Origin of the sequence: Roseibium sp. (assembly GCF_965233565.1) — a bacterium.
In the GTDB taxonomy this organism is placed as follows: domain Bacteria; phylum Pseudomonadota; class Alphaproteobacteria; order Rhizobiales; family Stappiaceae; genus Roseibium.
In genome coordinates this window covers 4,565,453-4,582,838 of record NZ_OZ247494.1, presented here as the reverse complement: position 1 = coordinate 4,582,838, position 17,386 = coordinate 4,565,453, and the positions used below count along the sequence as shown (strand labels likewise).

The window sequence follows — 17,386 nt, the reverse complement described above, 5'->3', positions numbered from 1 at the left end:
ATTGACGCCGAGCTGGAGTGGCCAGCAGACGTCTGTGAATTCAGGTCCTGTAGCCCAGGCTTACGCCTCGCCTGGATATGGCGCATTGCCGGAAGACGAGGACAGTTTTTCCATACTCAAGGTGTTCGGTTTCGCGCTCGGCATGCTGTTCAGCTTTCAGGGCCGTATCGGACGGGCGGAATACTGGACTATCGGCCTCATTCGTTTCGTGATTTTCGTAGGTGCAGCGATCGCTTATGGCAGCACCCTTCAACCGGTTAATGGCGAACTGGACTCCCTGGTTTTCATGCGTGGTTTTGTGGAGTCCACGAGCGGCGTGATGTTCCTGCTCCTGTTCCTCGCCCTCACCGTGTGCCTTTATTCGCTGGAGGTCCGGCGTCTGCATGACCGCGACGCATCGGGCTTCTGGCTATTGATCATGTTCATTCCGATTGTCGGCGGCTTTTATGCGCTCTGGCTGTTCATCGCCAACGGCTTCTTTGCCGGAACGCCGGGTCATAACCGCTTCGACACCGGCCACAGCCAGGCCGCGGTGTTCGACTGACGGCTGCGGTTTCTCAAGATCGTTTCAGAACGTGTTCTGACAAAAACGCCGCGGTAGATTGTTCTGCCGCGGCGTTTTTCATGACGTGAGCGGAGACCGATCTATCCCATAAGGGTCGGCAGGATCGTGATGATCGACGGGAAGGCGAGCAGACCGGCGATGGTCAGCACGTCCGCGACAAAAAACGGGATACAGCCGCGGAAGACTTCCTGCACCGGGATGTCCGGGCGAACACCCGAGACCACGAAACAGTTCAGCCCGATGGGAGGTGTGATCAGACAGAGTTCCGCCATCTTGACCACCAGAATGCCGAACCAGATCGCGCAGGCCTCGCCCGACATGCCGAAGGCGCTGTCGGCCGCCGACACCCCTTCGCCGCCATTCAGCGCCATCACCGCCGGATAGACCACCGGCAAGGTCAGGATCAGCATACCGATCGCGTCCATGAACATGCCCAGGACCGCATAGGCCAGGAGAATGCAGATCAGGACAACCCAGGGCGAAAACTCCAACGCGACGATGAAGTCCTTGAAGGCCTCCGGCAGGCCGGCAAAACCCAGGAACCGCACATAGACCAGCACACCCCAGATCAGGGTGAAGATCATGACGGTGAGTTTTGCCGTTTCATGGAGCGCCTGACCGAGCTGCTTGGTCTTCATGCCCTTGGCAAAGGCGACCATCAGCACCACAAAGGCACCGAGCGCGCCTGCTTCCGTGGGCGTTGCCCAGCCGAAGAAGAACGAGCAGAAGATGATCGCAATCACGGCGATGATCGGCAACGTTCCCGGCACGCTCTCAATGCGCTCCATCCAGGTATAGCCCTTCACCGGCGGGGCGTCGCCGCGCCAGGCAGAGACTGCAACGATGATGCCGACATAGATCAGCGCCGAAAAGACTCCCGGCAGGAAACCCGCGATCAGCAGCTTGCCGACGGATTGCTCCACCAGGATGGCGTAGATCACGAGAATCGCCGATGGCGGGATCAGCGAGGCCAGTGTACCGCCGGCCGCAACCACGGCTGCAGACAGGCGCTTGGAATAGCCTGCATTGAGCATCTCCGGAATGGCGACCCGGGCAAAGACGGCGGCTGTGGCAACAGAAGCCCCCGAAACCGCGGCAAAGCCCGCTGTCGAGAACACCGTACCAACGGCCATGCCGCCCGGCAGCCAGCCGAGCCAGCGCTTGGCAGCTTCGAACAGCTGCTTGGTGAAACCGGCATAGAACGCCAGGAAACCGATCAGGATGAAGGTCGGCAGAACCGACAAGGCATAGGTGACCGACTTTGAATGCGGGATCGTGCCGGCCATCTGCAGGGCGACAAAGAACCCCCGTTCAAAGCCCATCTTCATGGAGAAATGGATGATCAGTCCGACCAGTCCGGTAAAGGCGGCGGCAAACGCAACGCGCACGCCCATGATGACAAGGACCAGCAACACGCCGGTCATCAGGAGGCCAACGTCAAACGGCGTCATTTGGCACCTCCCTTGTCGTCTTCTTCACCGAAGGCTTCTTCGATTTCATGTTTGGCGTGTTCTTCGACACCCTCGATCACCGGAACCGCGATCGGCTCCCGGTCCGGATGCGCGACGAGGCGTGCATAGCCATAGATCTGCATGAGAAGCCGCAGGAACAGAAGGCTGAGCGCGATTGTTACCATCAGTTTGGACGGCCAGGTCGGCAGCCGGATATCCATCGTGCTGTCGCCGATGTTGAGCGCCCGATCAAAGTGATACCAGGAGCCCCAGATCAGAAGGGCAACCGTGAAGGCAATCAGGATGACGCCGATCATCTCGAAGATGTAGAGCGTGCGCCCGCTGAGCTTGCCGAGCACGATCTCCATACGGATATGACCGCCGACCCGTTGGCAATAGGCAACGCCCGCGAAGGCGAAGATGGCCATGGCCTGTTCTGTGATGTCGATAAAGCCGGGAACCGGCGCGTTGAAGATCCGGCCAACGACCTGCGCTACCGCGAGCAGCATCAAGGCCAGGATCGAAAAGGCGGCGAACATGTTGAAGGCGTTTTCAACGTGGCCGAGCCAGCCATCGAAACGGATATAGGTAACCGGGCGTTCCGAGGGGGAACGTCCACCGGGATCAGTTGTCATCATGAGTTTCAGCCCCGAGCAGGGCCCTTCGGCACCGGGTGGGCTCCGGCGCCGAAAGGCAGTAACGTCAAGCCGGACGGCTTATTCGGCGATGGTCTTCTTGACCATGTCGAGCAGTTCCTGGGCCGGCAAGCCGTTGGCGGTCTGCTCTTCGATCCAGGCGTCATGGATCGGGCCGGCTTTTTCAGCAAAGGCGGCCAGTTCGTCATCGGAGAACTCGACCTGGGTGATGCCGCGGGCTTCCAGCTCCGGCCACCACTTGTCGTAGACCTTGGCGTAGGTGTCGAGGTAATGCGCGATTGCCGGATCGACCGACTCGTCAAGCGCTGCCTTGAAGTCATCCGGCAGGGCGTTGTAGGCGTCGACATTCACGACAACCGGGCAATGCACGGTGCCCGGGTTGAGATTCTTGGTCCACCAGTCGGCAACTTCCACCACCTTGAAGGACAGGTGGGCATGCGGTGCAAAACCGGCTGCCTGGACGGTGCCGCTGTCGATGGCCTGGTAGGTTTCGGACGCGGTCACGGAAGTCGGCACGGCGCCGGCGGCTTCCATCAGCTTGCCAAGGCCGCCCAGTGCGCGCACGCGCATACCGTCAAAGTCGGAAACGGAGCCCGGGACTTCGCCCTTGCCGGCGAAGTTGTACTGCGGCATCGGAGACGGCATCAGCAGCTTGGCGTTCCAGCGGCCGAGGTCTTTCTGAACAGCCGGATGGTCATAGAGTGCCTTGGAGACCTTCACTTCGGTTTCCAGATCGGAAACACCGAGGAACGGAAGTTCCAGAACGGTCAGGGTCGGGTTCTTGTCGGCGTGGTAAGAGGCACAGAACTGGGCCATTTCAAACGCGCCGAAGGAAATGCCGTCGAGATTCTCGCGAGACTTGGACAGCGCGCCGCCGTAGTGCAGCTTGATTTCGAACTTGCCGCCGGTCTTGTCGGAGACTTCCTGAGCCAGCTTTTCGACATGCTCGGTGAAAGCACGGCGCTTGCCCCAGAGCGACACGTTCCAGGTGACGTCAGCAGCAAGGGTTTCAGTGGCGAAAATGGCGGTCAGCGCGAACGCGGAAACAGCGGTCGCGGACTTGAGTGAAAAGAGCATGCAATCCTCCCAGATCATTTCAGGCCATCGCGGGCCCTGCTCATTTCCTTGGTCACTCACCCTGCGTGCTCCCCGCGCCACAGGCCCGGACCAAGTCGATGAGCCTGTAGCATGACCCGTGCCAAGTCACGTTGACAACACTTCATTGAAGGATTCTCGGGTCTTTCCGAGCAAGGTTCTCAAGATGCTGCACCGCACCTCGGCAAGATCTTGCCTATACCCCCGTCCGGTCGGCGGATTTTCGCCGAAACGCGTCACCGGGCCCCGAGGAAGCTCAGCTCTCCGCGGCGTCCGACTGGCCCACCTGCTCACGGCTCAATCCAAGGCGGGTCATCTTTTCGTTGAGCGTCCGGCGCGGCAGGTTCAGCTCGTTCATGACATCTGAAATCCGGCCGCCATGCCGGCGAAGCGCTCCTTCGATCAGATTGCGCTCATAGGCGTCCATGAGTTCCTTCAACCCGCCACCGGCAAGTGCCGCGGATGGATCGCGCTGACCCGTCACCAGCGTTTCCAGAGGCTGCGGGCTGACAGGTGCGTTGAGCACGAACCGTTCCGCGGCATTGCGCAGCTCGCGGACATTGCCCGGCCAGGAATAGGTCTGCAGGAAGGCTTCGTCGCGGGCGCTGGTCACCGGTGCTTCCAGGGCGTATTGAACGGCAAAACGGTTCAAAAACGTGTCGAACAAGAGCAGAGCATCCCGTCCCCGTTCGCGCAGCGGCGGCACGCGCAGTTCGATCGTGTTGAGGCGAAACAGCAAATCCTCTCGCAGACGTCCCGACTGAACCGCCTCTGCGGGCTCGATATTGGCGGCGCTGATCAGGCGGATATCGACCTCCACCGGCTTTGTGCCGCCGATCCGGTCGATCTTCTTTTCCTGAAGAACCCGCAGCAGTTTGGGCTGCAATGCGAGCGGCATCGACACGATCTCGTCCAGGAACAGGACACCACCGCTGGCGGCTTCTATCCGGCCGGTACGCTGGCGATCCGCGCCGGTAAACGCGCCCGCTTCATGCCCGAACAGTTCAGCTTCAACCATCGCTTCCGGCAAGGCCGCGGCATTGATCGCCATGAAGGGGCCCCCCTGCCGGGGTGAGAAGTCGTGCAGCGCCTGGGCAATGACCTCCTTGCCGGTGCCCGTCTCACCGGTGATCAGGACGGCAGCATCTGTTCTGGCGAAATGCAGGATCTGCTGGCGCAGTGCCTGCATCGCCGGACTTGCCCCGATCAGTCTGCTTTCCAGGCCCGCGCTTTCTTCCAGCTGCGTTCGCAAGGACCGGTTTTCCAGGATCAGGGTCCGCTTGTCGCAGGCCCTGCGTACGACTTCAGCAATGTGATCGGGATCGAACGGCTTTTCGACAAAATCATAGGCGCCGGCCCGCATGGCATCCACAGCCATCGGCACGTCGCCATGGCCGGTGATGAGGACGACGGGAAGGTCGGCGTCGAGATCCTTGATCCGGCGCAACAGGGACATGCCGTCCTCGCCTTCCAGCATGACGTCGGTCACAACGCAGCCTTCAAAGCCCGGGCGCAACTGTGCGATGGCCTGATCGGCGGTTGCCACCTCGCGGGTTTCAAACCCGGCCAGCCGGATCCATTGCCGCAGTGCCGCGCGCATGGACGGATCATCGTCAACGATCAGGACGGGAACGGGATCGGAGGTTTCTGTCATTCGGCAGCTTCGGGTTTTGCCTCTGGCAACAGGTCGCCGCCGGCAGCGTCATCCGTCAGCGCCGGCACATGAAGTTCGAACAGCGCTCCCTTAGGCGCATTCGCGCGCACTGACAAGTCACCACCCAGATCCTCGGCGAGCCGGATGGAGATCGCAAGACCGAGCCCCATGCCACCGGAACTGGCCTTGGTGGAGAAAAAAGGATCGAAAATCCGTTCGCGCAGATCTTCCGGAATACCGGGGCCATTGTCGGAAATCTGCATGATTACCTGCCCGTCCCTTTGTTGGGCGCACAGCGTAACCACACCTTGTTCCTCGCCAGCCGCCGCATCGGCACCATTGCGCAACAGGTTCACCAGGATCTGCTCGATCCGAAGCGGTGCGGTTTCGGCTTCAAGCGGCTCCTCGGGCAGGTCGAGATCGAGCATCACGTCTGTTTCCTCGAAGCGCGGCCGTACAATCTTTTCCGCGACCCGCACGCTTTCCCTCAAGTCGATCTTCTCGATCCGGCTTTCGCCCGGACGGGCAAAACGTTTCAGTTCCTGCGTCAGGCTCGCCATGCGCATCTGCAGGCTGTCGATCTCGTCCAGGTTTTCAGCGGCTGTCGATGTGTCCCCCTTCTCCAGAAACTTGCGTGTTCCGGCGACAAACATGCGCAGCGCAGACAGCGGCTGGCTGAGTTCGTGCACCACTGCAGCCGACATTTCGCCAACGGCCGCCAGGCGGCTGGAACGGGCAAGCCCCCGCTGTGCTTCCAGGAGCTCCCGTTCCACGCGGCGCCTTTCCTGGATTTCCTCCACAAGCCGCGTGTTCAACTCCTTCAGTCCGGCCGATTCCTGGCGCAGCAAGGCCGAAGCCTTGCGAAGCCTGCGGCCGCGCAGCACAAGCACGATGACCGCGTAAATCAGGCAGAGCGTGATCGTCACTGCCCAGATCGGCAACACGCTCCTGCGCGCCTCTTCCACCGGCACCAGAAAATGAAGCTGCCATCCCAAAAGGCCAACCTCGGCCGCATTGTGCCGGAAGGCCTTGCCATCGATGCTGATCTGCTGATGGGCGCGCAAGGACTGATCGCTGACCGGATTGAGCTCACGGCCCGCATATTGCCGGGTGGCCTCGATGGTGTCGCGCACCTCGTCCGGCAGTTCAAACAGCGTCCTGTAGCGCCAGTCCGGCTGGCTCGACAAGAAGATCACACCATTGGCATCAGACGCAAACACGGTTTCACCGCCTTCCGACCAGGCCTCTTCCAGTGGCCCCATGTCGACCTTGACAACGGCCACGCCGATCGGCGCGCCGGAGACCGGCGTCGGCCGTGCCAGAAACAGACCGGGCTCGTCGGATGTTGCCCCGATGGCAAAGAAACTGCCTTCCTCCCCCTGGATCGCGGATTTAAAATAGGGTCGGAAGCCGTAATTGCGCCCCACCAGCGAAAGCTCTTCACGCCAGTTGCTGGCTGCAAGCGTGGTGCCTTCCGAGTTCATGACGTAGAGCAATTCTACGCCCGAGTTCAGCGCCATTTCTTCCAGGAACCGGTTGGCGCTCTCCACCGGCTGTCCCAAACCCAACGCGGAGGTCGCGCGGGGATCCCGGGCGATCATGTAGGGAAGATAGCGATACTTCTGATATTCGCCGAGGATTGTCTGGCGATAGAGCGTCAGACGTTCGGCCGCCTTGCGGTCAATCGCGTCCTCATCCAGCTCCAGAAAGAGCTGAACCAGCACAAAGCCTGCCACCACAAGCAAAAATGGCGGTAGAGCCAGAAAGAGCCAACGTCTCGACATGCTGCCCATATTGCGCATTTTTTCGTTTCCCGCCACCCGGGTGCTCAGAGGTTTGATACGCGTCAAGGACTGTGGCGCCATCCGTCCTCTAGATTTTTGACAAGGCCGGTTCGACGAACCGCTACCGGCCACAGGAGGGAATGATGCCTATCAAAGATGTTTTGACCATTCTGGATCTGGCAGGAGATCAGCCGGCCGCCAAATATGCTCTGGAATTCGGCCGCAACTACGACGCGCATGTTACGGGGCTTGCGGTCTCTTTCGAGCCGGTTGTGCCCGCCTTTGCCGCCGCTCCGATGCCCGTGGACTATCTCCAGGCCGCGCATGAGCAGGCTGTCGCGGCAGCCAACGAGGCAAAAAAGGAATTTGACGAACTGGCCCGTCTGGCAGCCGTGAAAAACGAAAGCCGCGTGGCGGAGATCCTGACCGGCGGCCCGCTGGAGAACGTTCTGGTGCATTGCCGACCGACGGACCTTGTCGTTATCGGGCAGGCCAATCCGGACAAGCCTGAGCCCATGCGGGAACTGCTGATCGAAACGATCCTGTTCGAGAGCGGCGTGCCGGTGTTGCTGATCCCCTATATCGGCAGCAAGACCTTCCAGCCTCAGAACGTGCTGGTCGGCTGGGACGGCAGTTCAACAGCGACGCGCGCGATCCACGCGGCCCTGCCGGTTCTGGAAAAGGCGGAAAAAATCACGCTTCTGGTGATCGAGAAAAAGGCGACCACGGAAAACGGCCAGCCCGGCGCAGATGTCGCGAATTATCTCGCCCGCCACAACATGAATGTCACGATCGAAGTGGTCACCAATCCGCAGGCCGGTATTGCCGACACGGTGCTCAACCATGTCAGCGACAACAGCAATGACCTTGTGGTCATGGGCGGCTATGGCCACAGCCGCATGCGTGAATTTCTGTTCGGCGGCGCAACGCGGGAAATCCTGGAAGCCATGACGGTACCGGTTCTGATGGCGCACTGATCTAAAATTTTGCAGTGCAAAAGACCCGCGGACCTGACACAATCGGGTCCGCGGGTTTTCTGTTTTCATCTTGCGATGCCGGTCTCCATCTTTCCGGCGCCCGATAAAGGACTGCACAGGTGACCATTCGCAATCTGGAAGGTTTTTTCGAACCTGGATCCATCGCCGTCATCGGCCCCTGCCGGCATCCGGGCGTTCTCACCCAAAAGCTCGTTGCCTGCCTGCAGGAAATCGAAGCCGGCCACCCCGTCACCCTGGTCGGGATCGACGAAGATGTGCCGTTTCACGGCAAGAGTGTCCGCAGCGTCGACGCCTTGGAGGCGTGTCCCGATCTCGCAATCTATCTGGCAACAGCCGAGGCCGCACCGGAGACCATCGCCAAACTGGCGGCAGGCGGCACCAAGGCCGTCCTGATCCCCTCCCCCGGCTACGAGACCTGGCCGGAAGAGCTGATGCAGGCCTGCCGGGAGGCAGCGCAAACGTCAAATCTTCGCCTGATCGGACCGGGCACTCTTGGCCTGGCGGTGCCCGCACGGCGTCTCAACGCACTTTTGAGTGCCGAGGCTCCGGAAAAGGGCGAAGTCGCCTTCATTTCCCGATCCGGCGCTGTTCTCAATGCCACCTTGTCCTGGGCGAAGGCCCACCGGACAGGCTTTTCGGCAGTCGTTTCACTTGGCGCGCGCATGGATGTCGATATCGGCGACCTGATCGACTATTTCGCGCAGGACTACCGCACACGCGCCATTGTACTGCACCTGGAAGGCATCGCGGTGCCGCGGAAATTCATCTCCGCGGCCCGTGCCGCCGCCCGCAGCAAGCCTGTAATCGTGATCCGCTCGGGAAAGAGCCGCGATACCGGCGGCACCGGCCGCACCCATGCCGGGCGCCTGGCACGAACGGACCCCGTCTATGAGACCGTGTTCCGGAGAACCGGTCTGTTGCGGGTACACGATCTGGATGAAATGTTCGAAGCGCTCGAAACCTTGTCGCACATCCGCGTGCCACGATGTGAGAACCTCGCCGTGGTCGCCAACGGCCGCAGTCTCGCCAGCCTTGCCGTTGACCGGATGCTGGATCTTGGCGGGAAGTTTGCCGACCTTGGCGAGGAGACGCGTTCGGCGCTTTCCGATATCAGCCGGGCCTATGCCGATCTCGACGGCACGCCGGCTGCCAGCGGCTCCGTGATCCTCAAGGAAAGCGTCACGCCGGAAAACATCACCGACGCGATCACCACAGTCCTCAAGGATCCTCAGGTGGATGGTGCAATCGTGCTTCAGGCCGCCAGTGCGTTCCAGCCGCTGCAGGCCATCGCAAAGGCGATCAGCGACGCGGCGACGGCCGACCGCCGCCGGACCGGCCGGCGCAAGGCTCTCGTGGCCGGGCTGATCGGCGGTGACGGCGCGGTCCGGGCGGCCTTGTCGGATTCCAGAATACCGAATTATGCCAGCCCGGCGGAGGCTGCGCGCAGCCTGATGCACCTGGCCCATGACGCCCAGGCCCGCGAATTCCTGATGGCTGTTCCCCCGAGCCTGCCAAGCAGTTTCACACCGGATGTGCAGGCTGCCAGGGCGGTTGTCGAGGCCGCCCTGGAAGAAGGCCGCACGTGGCTCAGCCCTCCTGAGGTCGTGTCGGTTCTGACGGCCTATGACCTGCCGATCATGGCCACCGAAATGGCCGAGACACCGGATAGTGCCGCAGAGCTCTCCAGACGCTTTTTTGAAGAAACCGGCCATTGTGTCGCCAAACTCATCTCGCCTGACCTTCCCTTCAAGTCCCATATCGATGGCGTCCGGCTTGGACTGGAAAGCCCGGACGCGGTTCGGCACGCCGCCGCAGAACTGATCGAAAAGACCGGCCGCGCGTTCCCGGAGGCACGCATCGCCGGCATCTCCATTCACCCGATGCTGGAAGACCGGCACGGCATGGAACTTTACATGGGCCTGGCGGAAACGCGGGAATTCGGCCCGGTGCTTGTCTTCGGCCATGGCGGCACATCGATCGAGGAGAATATCGATATCGCGCTGGAACTGCCGCCGCTCGATCTCAATCTGGCCGAAGCCATGATCGGCCGCACGCGGGTTGCGCGTCTGCTTGAGGGAGGACCGGCACGGCCCGCCCTCGACAAGGCAGCCCTTGGTGCGGCGCTGGTCAAGCTTTCGCAGATCACCATCGATATTCCGGAAATCCAGGAGCTGGACATCAATCCGATGGTGTCGCTGCCCTCCGGTCTGATCGCGCTGGATGCGCGCATGACGCTGTGTCATCCGGAAAAGCGGCCGGGGCGGACCGGTGCGTCGCGCCTTGCCATTGCCCCCTACCCGCAGGAATGGGAACAGACCCTGACCTTGAAGGGGGACCGGGACGTTTTTGTCCGGCCGGTCCGGCCGGAGGACGAAGACCTCTTCAAGGCCTTTTTTGAAGCCGTCACACCGGAAGACCTCCGCCTCAGGTTCTTTGCGCCCGTGCGCGATTTCAGCCATCGTTTCCTGGCCCGCCTGACGCAACTCGACTATGCCCGCGCCATCGCCTTTGCCGCAATTGATCCGCAGGACGGCAAGTTGCTCGGCGTCGTCCGGCTGCATGCGGACCCGGACCACCAGACCGGTGAATATGCGGTGATGGTCCGGTCCGACCTGAAAGGTTTCGGCCTCGGCTGGGCGCTGATGAAGCTGATTATTCGCTATGCCAAGGCGGACGGGATTGAGACCATCAAGGGTGAAGTGCTGAAGGAAAACACCTCGATGATTTCCATGTGCCAGGCGCTCGGATTTACCGTGGGCACCTCATCGGACGATCCGGGCATTGCTCTGGTGACGCTGCCGGTGAAGGACGTGCCGGAAGAGGCGTGAGGGCTTGGGCAGCCGCCAGTTCTCGATTGTCATCCCGGGCGCAGTGATGCGGAGATCCGGGACCCGGTAACCACCGTCCCAGGGCTTCGTACCTAGTCACTGCGACATGGAATACTGTGTCCCGGTCTTGCCGCTGACGCGCCAAACCGGGATGACAATTCGAGATGCCCGACGTGCGCTTACTTCGCTTCCGCCGCTGCCCGGATCTGGCTGAGGCTTGCCGCCGGTGTGATCGCTTCCGGGTCGATCTTCAGATGCAGCATTGCCGGCAGGCCGGAGGCGCGGGCGCGTTCGAACGCCGGGCCGAACTGATCGGTGGTCTCGATCGTTTCGCCAAACGCCCCATAGCTTCTGGCCAGGGCTGCGAAGTCTGGATTGGACAGTTTGGTGGCCGACGGACGGCCCGGATAGGTCCGCTCCTGATGCATGCGGATCGTTCCATACATGCCGTTGTCGATCACCAGCACGATGATGTTGGCTCCGTCCTGACAGGCCGTGCCGAATTCCTGCATGGTCATCTGCAGGCAACCGTCGCCGGCAAAACAGACCACTTCGCGCTCCGGAAAGGCGAGCTTTGCCGCAACGGCCGCCGGCAGGCCATAGCCCATGGAGCCGGAGGTCGGCGCGGCCTGGGTGCCATAGCGGCGGAACCGGTGGAAGCGGTGCAGCCAGGTGGCGTAATTGCCGGCACCATTGGTGCAGATCGTGTCGTCGGCGAGATTGCTCTCCAGCCAGTCCATGACCCCAGCCATCTGCAAGGCGCCCGGTGTTTCAGGCCGGGCGCCGGACCAGTCGAGATAGTCTCGATGGGCCTTTGCGGCCTCCCCTGCGCCTTTCAGCTCAGCCGGAGGCTGAAGACCTTCTGCCGCCTTGCAGAAGGCTGTCGGGCTGGCGTGGATCGCGAGTGAAGGACGATAGACCCGTCCCAATTCTTCCGCGTCCGGATGCACATGAACCAGCTGTTGTGCCGGTGCCGGGATGTCGAGCAGCGAATAGGACTGGCTCGGCATTTCCGAGAGCCGCCCCCCGACCAGCAGGATCAGGTCGGACGCCTTGACGCGCGCCAGCAGCTTCGGGTTGATGCCAATGCCGACGTCACCGGCATAATTCTCATGCAGGTTGTCAAACAGCATCTGGCGGCGGAAGGAACAGGCCACCGGCAAGTCGAAACGCTCGGCAAAGCGGGTAAAGGCTGCAACGGCATCTTCCGACCAGCGGCTGCCGCCCAGGATCGCAATCGGCCGCTCGGCCGCCCAGAGGCGCTTTTGCAGATCTGCCATCTGGGTCAGCCCGGGATGGGTTTCGACCTGTTGCCAGGCCGGCGGCTGCGCAATGTCAGCCGTTTCAACCAGCATGTCTTCCGGCAGCGCCAGCACGACAGGACCGGGACGGCCGGACGTGGCGACATGATAGGCGCGCGAGAGGAACTCCGGCACGCGGTCCGAGTGATCGATCTCGGCCACCCATTTGGCGATACCGCCGAACATCTGACGATAGTCGACCTCCTGGAAGGCCTCGCGCTCGCGCATGCCGCGTTCGATCTGGCCGATAAACAGGATCATCGGCGTGGAATCCTGGGCCGCGATGTGAACACCGGCCGACGCGTTTGTTGCGCCCGGCCCGCGTGTGACCATGCAGATGCCAGGTTTTCCGGTCAGCTTGCCATAGGTGTCGGCCATCATCGCCGCGCCACCTTCCTGGCGGCAGACCGTGACTGGAATATCGGCGTCGTAAAGCGCATCCAGCACGGCCAGATAGCTTTCTCCGGGCACGCAGAACACCCGTTCCGCACCGTGGCGCTCCAGCGCCTCCACCAGCAACGCGCCGCCGGTCTTCTCAGCCATGGTCAAATTCCCGCTCAATAATGCCTGATCATTCTATAGCGTATGAAAGATGAGCCTGTCAGAGGCCAAAATCAGATTAATTGGCAATGAGATCATTCCAGAATGGAAGGAAGAAATGCTTTCCCTGGAGATTGTGACCTATCCTTCGAGACGCCCGGCGCTGCCGGGCTCCTCAAGATGAGACGGTGTGTCTGGCAAGACCTGGCGCCGATCATTCCTTCAGTTTCATCCTGGCGGGCTACGCAGATGTGTCTTGAAGGGGCTATCAACTGCCCCCGTCTTTCCGCGGCCAAGCGCTCCTCTGCAAAAAGAAAGGGCACCGGTTTCCCGGCGCCCAATCCTCTGGAAACAAAAGTGTCTGACGGTCGTCAGATCGACTGGACCGTCACGACCTGAAACGTGTGCAGGTCGCCGTCTTCGTCCTTGATGGAGACATACTCTCCCGGATTGAAGGCGTGCGTGCCGAAGCGGTAGCCCGCCTCGTCGTCGTCATCGCCGTCAATGTCATAGTGGAACGCCCAGGAACCGCCCGGCCGGTGAATCAGGTGACCGATTTCCTCAACTTCATCGCCCCAGAAACGGCGGACGCGGCAATGATCGCGCTCCTTTTTCCAGAGCCCCGCGTCGATATGGCCTGTCTCGTCCAACGGCGCGGTAAACTCGTAACCGTGGCGGGCCGAGCCTTGCGGATAGTCCTTGGTCCTGGCCAGGTTCAGCCTGATCTTCTTCAAACCCGGATGGTCGCTCATAAAGCCCTCCTTTGTCATTTTCCCGTTTGGCTTTGAGACCAAATATGTGCCACACCCGCGTTGCCGCACATTGAGCAGGATCAAACAGTTGGCTGGGTCCATGGGGCATGTTGGCGAGGTGGCAGGAAAAGGACGGAACATGGATCAGGCGCATTCCCAGGACGAAGCACTCGCGTTTCTCAGCAGCTTGCCGTCCGACGATCCGGAGCGCCCCGCCATCAAGCGGATCGATACCCACGCCAACATCGTTTTTCTGGTCGGTTCCAGAGCCTACAAGGTCAAGCGGGCGATCCGTTATCCGTTTCTCGATTATTCGACGCTTGCCCTGAGAGAAGACGCCTGCAAGGCCGAAATCACCTGCAACAAGCCCAATGCGCCCCGGATCTACCGTCAGGCCCTGCCGGTCACGCGGGCTGACGACGGATCGCTTTCACTGGACGGGACCGGCGAACCGATCGAGTGGGTGGTGGAGATGAACCGTTTCGAACGGCGGAACGAACTCGACGTCCTGGCGTCGAAGGGACCTTTCCAGGACACCCTGTCGGACGAACTGGCCGACATGATGGTGGCGGCTCATGACGCAGCTCCCTTGCGGGACGGCGCAGGTTTCTACAGTGAATTGGCCAGCTATGTCGACCAGAACGAAGCCGCCTTCCACGAACATCCCGAACTGTTTCCCGCCGAAGACGTGCGCCACCTGAGCGAGCAGTCGCGACGCGTATTGTCGTCGATCCACGAACTCATTCTGCGGCGGGGCGAGCAGGGCCTTGTCCGCCGCTGTCACGGCGATGCCCATCTGCGCAACATCGTCCTGATCGAAGGGGTGCCTGTTCTCTTTGACGCGGTCGAGTTTTCCGATGCCATCGCCACGGGCGATGTGCTTTACGATCTTGCCTTCCTGCTGATGGATCTCTGGGAACGCGGCCAACCCGGGTCTGCCAACAGGGTGTTCAACCGTTACCTGGACAAGACCCGGCTCGATACGCACCCGGAGGGCCTGGCCGCCCTGCCCTTCTACTTGATGATGCGCGCGGCGATCCGCTCCAAGATCGCGGCCAGCGCCGCCCTGGCGCAATCCGACCCGCAGCAGAAACAGGCGCAGCAGGACCAGGCCAAGGCCTATTTCCGCTATGCGCTTGCATTTCTGGAGCCGTCCCGGCCGCAGCTGCTGGCAATCGGCGGCCTTTCCGGCACCGGCAAGACGACACTTGCCTATGCGCTGGCGCCCGAGATCGGCCGGGCACCCGGCGCCCGCGTCCTGCGGACCGATGTCATGCGCAAGCGTCTTCTCAACATTTCAGAGACGGAACAGGCTCCGCCCGAGGCCTATTCGCTGGAGGCGTCGCAACGTGTCTATCAGGCTCTGGACGATGCCGTGCAGACCGTTCTGGCCGCCGGTCATTCCGCCATTTTCGATGCTGTTTTTGCCGCTGAAACCGAGCGCGATCACATTGCGAAGGTGGCCGCCAGGGTCGAGGCCGGGTTTACCGGGCTGTGGCTCTCCGCGCCAGCCAAGGTGCTGAAGGCGCGGATCGCTGCCCGTACCGACGACGCGTCCGATGCCACCGAAGAGGTGGTCGACATCCAGCAGGGCTACGAGACCGGCAGGATGAGCTGGACAGAAATCGATGCCAGTTCCGACAGGGCGACCACGCACGCACGCGCCCACGGCAGCTTGTCCCTATAGCCCTGCGGCCCGCAGGGCGGCGGCCGCCACGACCGCGCAGAATACGGCGACATATTCCTTGCGGAGCCGGACCTGAGCGGCAATTGCCACCACCAGGCACAACACCACGGCCAGGCCGCCCTGCAAGACGATCGGCAGGATGGTGGAGACGATGATTGCGCCCGGCAATGCCTCAAGTCCGCGCCGCACACGGGGGGTGATCGGCAGGCGCCCCATGACCCAGTAGCCGCCTGCGCGGAGCGCATACGTGACGGCGACCATGCCGAATACCGCGGTCACGAACATTGCATCGGCAGTGAAGAGCCCCTCAGTCATCCAGATAAGCTCCCGCAACTGCACCGGCAACGGCACCGGTGAAAATGCTCCAGTAACCGCCCACCAGATACCAGGTCAGACAGGCGACGCCACCGGCAACCAACCAGCTGTAGGTCTGGCGGTTTCCCTTCCAGAGCGGCACCAGGAGCGCCGCGAAGAACGCGGGCAGAACCACATCGAGGCCGAAAGCCTTCGGATCGGAAATCAGGCTGCCGGCAAAATAGCCGGGCACCACCGACAGCGACCAGATCGACCAGCAGAACAGGCCGCCGCCAAGATAGACACCCCAGTCTCGCGTGCCTTTTTCATATTCGGAAATTGCCAGCAGCCAGTTGAGATCGGTGAGGAAGAACAGCGCCGGATAGGTCTGCCAGGCCGGCACCTGACCGAGCCAGGGCCGAAGGCTCGCGCCGATGAGAAGCATGCGCATGTTGACCGCGGCCGTCACGCCGATCATGGCGATCACCAGCCCCCAGGTCAGCGGGCTGCCATACACTTCCATGGCCACGAACTGGCTGGCACCGGCAAAGACCAGCGAATTGATCATGATCGTTTCCAGAAAGGTCAGGCCCTTCTGTGCGGCAACCGTGCCGAACACCACGCTGAGCGCGATGATCCCGGGAGCCGCCGGAAAGCAAAGCGCGGCCCCCCGCACACAGCCCTCAAGGCTGATGGTGACATTCTTCTTCAGCATTTCATTCCAAGGGTTTCGGGTGCATTCATGTGCACCTTGTCAAGAACGGCGAGTATCGCTGATTGATCGGCCCCGCACCAATAAAACCTTTTGATCCACCTATCAGCGACGCTGTTCCGGTCGCACAGCCGTCCTGAAATCTCAGACCAGCACACCATAGATCATGCGCAGGCCCGTAAAGCCGAGGAACAGCGCAAACACCAGTTTCAGCTTGGACGGGTCGATCGTATGGGCGATTTTCGCGCCAAGCGGCGCTGCCAGGGTCGAAGCCGGGATGATCAGCAGAAAGCCGATGATGTTGACATAGCCGAGGGACAGGGGTGGCAGACCTTCGGCACCGAGCCCGAACCAGATCGACATCAGCGTGCCCGGAACGGCGATGATCAGGCCGATCGCGGCCGCCGTGCCAACAGCCTTGCGGATCGGATAGTTGAACAGCGTGAGCGTCGGCACACCGAGCGTGCCGCCACCAATGCCCATCATTACGGAAATGCCGCCAATCAGGAAACCGAGCACTTCCTTCACGGGCGAGCCGGGCAGCTTCTCGGCCAGATGCGATCCGTCCCTCCGGAACAGCATGTTGGCCGCGACGGCCAGCGCCACGACACCGAAGACAAGCGTCAGCGCACCGCCGGAGATGTTGCCGGCAAGGGTCGCACCGGCAATCACGCCAATGGCAATCGCCCACCACCAGCGTTTCAGCAGATCCATGTCGACACTGCCGCGTTTGTAGTGCGAGCGAGCGGATGAGGTTCCGGTTGCCAGGATCGTTGCCAGCGACGTGCCGACAGCCACATGCATCAGGACGGCCGGATCGATCTTCAGCGCGGTGAACATGTAGTAGAGCACCGGCACGATGACGATGCCGCCGCCAACGCCGAGCAGGCCGGCAATAATCCCTGCCACCACGCCGGTTGCCAGCAAGGCCGCCGCCAGAAGGCCGAGGGAGAATAGGCTGAGATCTTCCACGCGCGTCTCCTCAATCGTGCCGCTCTTGGCGGCGGTGTTCCCTGCGCTTAGACCAGGCTGGGGAAAAATGCCAGCCGGCTTGTCGGACAATCTGTTT

14 protein-coding genes are annotated in these 17,386 nt (G+C 61.7%); 4 read left to right on the top strand and 10 right to left on the bottom strand.

Features of this window, described 5'->3' with window-relative positions:
* The first annotated feature begins 34 nt into the window (after positions 1–34).
* A complete protein-coding gene (locus ACO6TG_RS20910; protein WP_422374975.1) occupies positions 35–544 on the top strand; it encodes a DUF805 domain-containing protein in 510 nt (169 codons plus the stop codon).
* Positions 545–645: 101 nt separating this feature from the next.
* Here the strand turns inward: ACO6TG_RS20910 and ACO6TG_RS20905 are convergent, their stop codons facing one another.
* The 5 genes from ACO6TG_RS20905 to ACO6TG_RS20885 all read right to left on the bottom strand — a co-directional run bounded on the left by ACO6TG_RS20905 (position 646) and on the right by ACO6TG_RS20885 (position 7,223).
* A complete protein-coding gene (locus ACO6TG_RS20905) occupies positions 646–2,016 on the bottom strand; it encodes a TRAP transporter large permease (protein WP_422374974.1) in 1,371 nt (456 codons plus the stop codon).
* Positions 2,013–2,651, bottom strand: coding sequence for a TRAP transporter small permease subunit (locus tag ACO6TG_RS20900; RefSeq protein ID WP_422374973.1), 639 nt, complete (start codon positions 2,649–2,651; stop codon positions 2,013–2,015). The genes ACO6TG_RS20905 and ACO6TG_RS20900 overlap by 4 nt, the downstream gene beginning before the upstream one ends.
* Positions 2,652–2,732: 81 nt before the next feature.
* Positions 2,733–3,749, bottom strand: coding sequence for a C4-dicarboxylate TRAP transporter substrate-binding protein (locus ACO6TG_RS20895; RefSeq protein WP_094074023.1), 1,017 nt, complete (start codon positions 3,747–3,749; stop codon positions 2,733–2,735).
* 274 nt (positions 3,750–4,023) lie between these two features.
* A complete protein-coding gene (locus ACO6TG_RS20890; protein ID WP_422374972.1) occupies positions 4,024–5,421 on the bottom strand; it encodes a sigma-54-dependent transcriptional regulator in 1,398 nt (465 codons plus the stop codon).
* Positions 5,418–7,223, bottom strand: coding sequence for a sensor histidine kinase (locus ACO6TG_RS20885; RefSeq protein WP_422374971.1), 1,806 nt, complete (start codon positions 7,221–7,223; stop codon positions 5,418–5,420). Before ACO6TG_RS20885 ends, ACO6TG_RS20890 begins: the two co-directional genes overlap by 4 nt.
* Positions 7,224–7,348: 125 nt before the next feature.
* Here ACO6TG_RS20885 and ACO6TG_RS20880 point away from each other — a divergent pair, with 125 nt between their 5' ends.
* Entirely contained in the window at positions 7,349–8,182 is an 834-nt protein-coding gene (locus ACO6TG_RS20880) for a universal stress protein (RefSeq protein WP_422374970.1), read from the top strand.
* 119 nt (positions 8,183–8,301) lie between these two features.
* Positions 8,302–11,031 (top strand): bifunctional acetate--CoA ligase family protein/GNAT family N-acetyltransferase, encoded by a 2,730-nt coding sequence (locus ACO6TG_RS20875; protein ID WP_422374969.1) that lies wholly within the window; start codon positions 8,302–8,304, stop codon positions 11,029–11,031.
* Positions 11,032–11,210: 179 nt separating this feature from the next.
* Here ACO6TG_RS20875 and ACO6TG_RS20870 read toward each other — a convergent pair whose 3' ends face one another.
* Together ACO6TG_RS20870 and ACO6TG_RS20865 are read right to left on the bottom strand one after the other, a co-directional pair.
* Positions 11,211–12,875, bottom strand: a complete 1,665-nt coding sequence (locus ACO6TG_RS20870; RefSeq protein WP_422374968.1) for a thiamine pyrophosphate-binding protein — start codon at positions 12,873–12,875, stop codon at positions 11,211–11,213.
* Positions 12,876–13,243: 368 nt separating this feature from the next.
* Positions 13,244–13,624, bottom strand: coding sequence for a hypothetical protein (locus ACO6TG_RS20865; protein WP_094074994.1), 381 nt, complete (start codon positions 13,622–13,624; stop codon positions 13,244–13,246).
* Positions 13,625–13,763: 139 nt separating this feature from the next.
* Here ACO6TG_RS20865 and ACO6TG_RS20860 point away from each other — a divergent pair, with 139 nt between their 5' ends.
* A complete protein-coding gene (locus ACO6TG_RS20860) occupies positions 13,764–15,311 on the top strand; it encodes an AAA family ATPase (RefSeq protein ID WP_422374967.1) in 1,548 nt (515 codons plus the stop codon).
* On the opposite strand, the gene ACO6TG_RS20855 is transcribed toward ACO6TG_RS20860, so the two are convergent.
* From ACO6TG_RS20855 to ACO6TG_RS20845, 3 genes are all read right to left on the bottom strand, one after another.
* A complete protein-coding gene (locus ACO6TG_RS20855) occupies positions 15,306–15,626 on the bottom strand; it encodes an AzlD family protein (protein WP_094074019.1) in 321 nt (106 codons plus the stop codon). The genes ACO6TG_RS20860 and ACO6TG_RS20855 overlap by 6 nt on opposite strands.
* The gene (locus tag ACO6TG_RS20850) at positions 15,619–16,320 is read right to left on the bottom strand and encodes an AzlC family ABC transporter permease (protein ID WP_422374966.1); all 702 of its coding nucleotides are present in this window, start codon (positions 16,318–16,320) and stop codon (positions 15,619–15,621) included. The genes ACO6TG_RS20855 and ACO6TG_RS20850 overlap by 8 nt, the downstream gene beginning before the upstream one ends.
* 141 nt (positions 16,321–16,461) lie before the next feature.
* Positions 16,462–17,289, bottom strand: coding sequence for a sulfite exporter TauE/SafE family protein (locus ACO6TG_RS20845; RefSeq protein ID WP_094074992.1), 828 nt, complete (start codon positions 17,287–17,289; stop codon positions 16,462–16,464).
* Between the last annotated feature and the right edge of the window lie 97 nt (positions 17,290–17,386).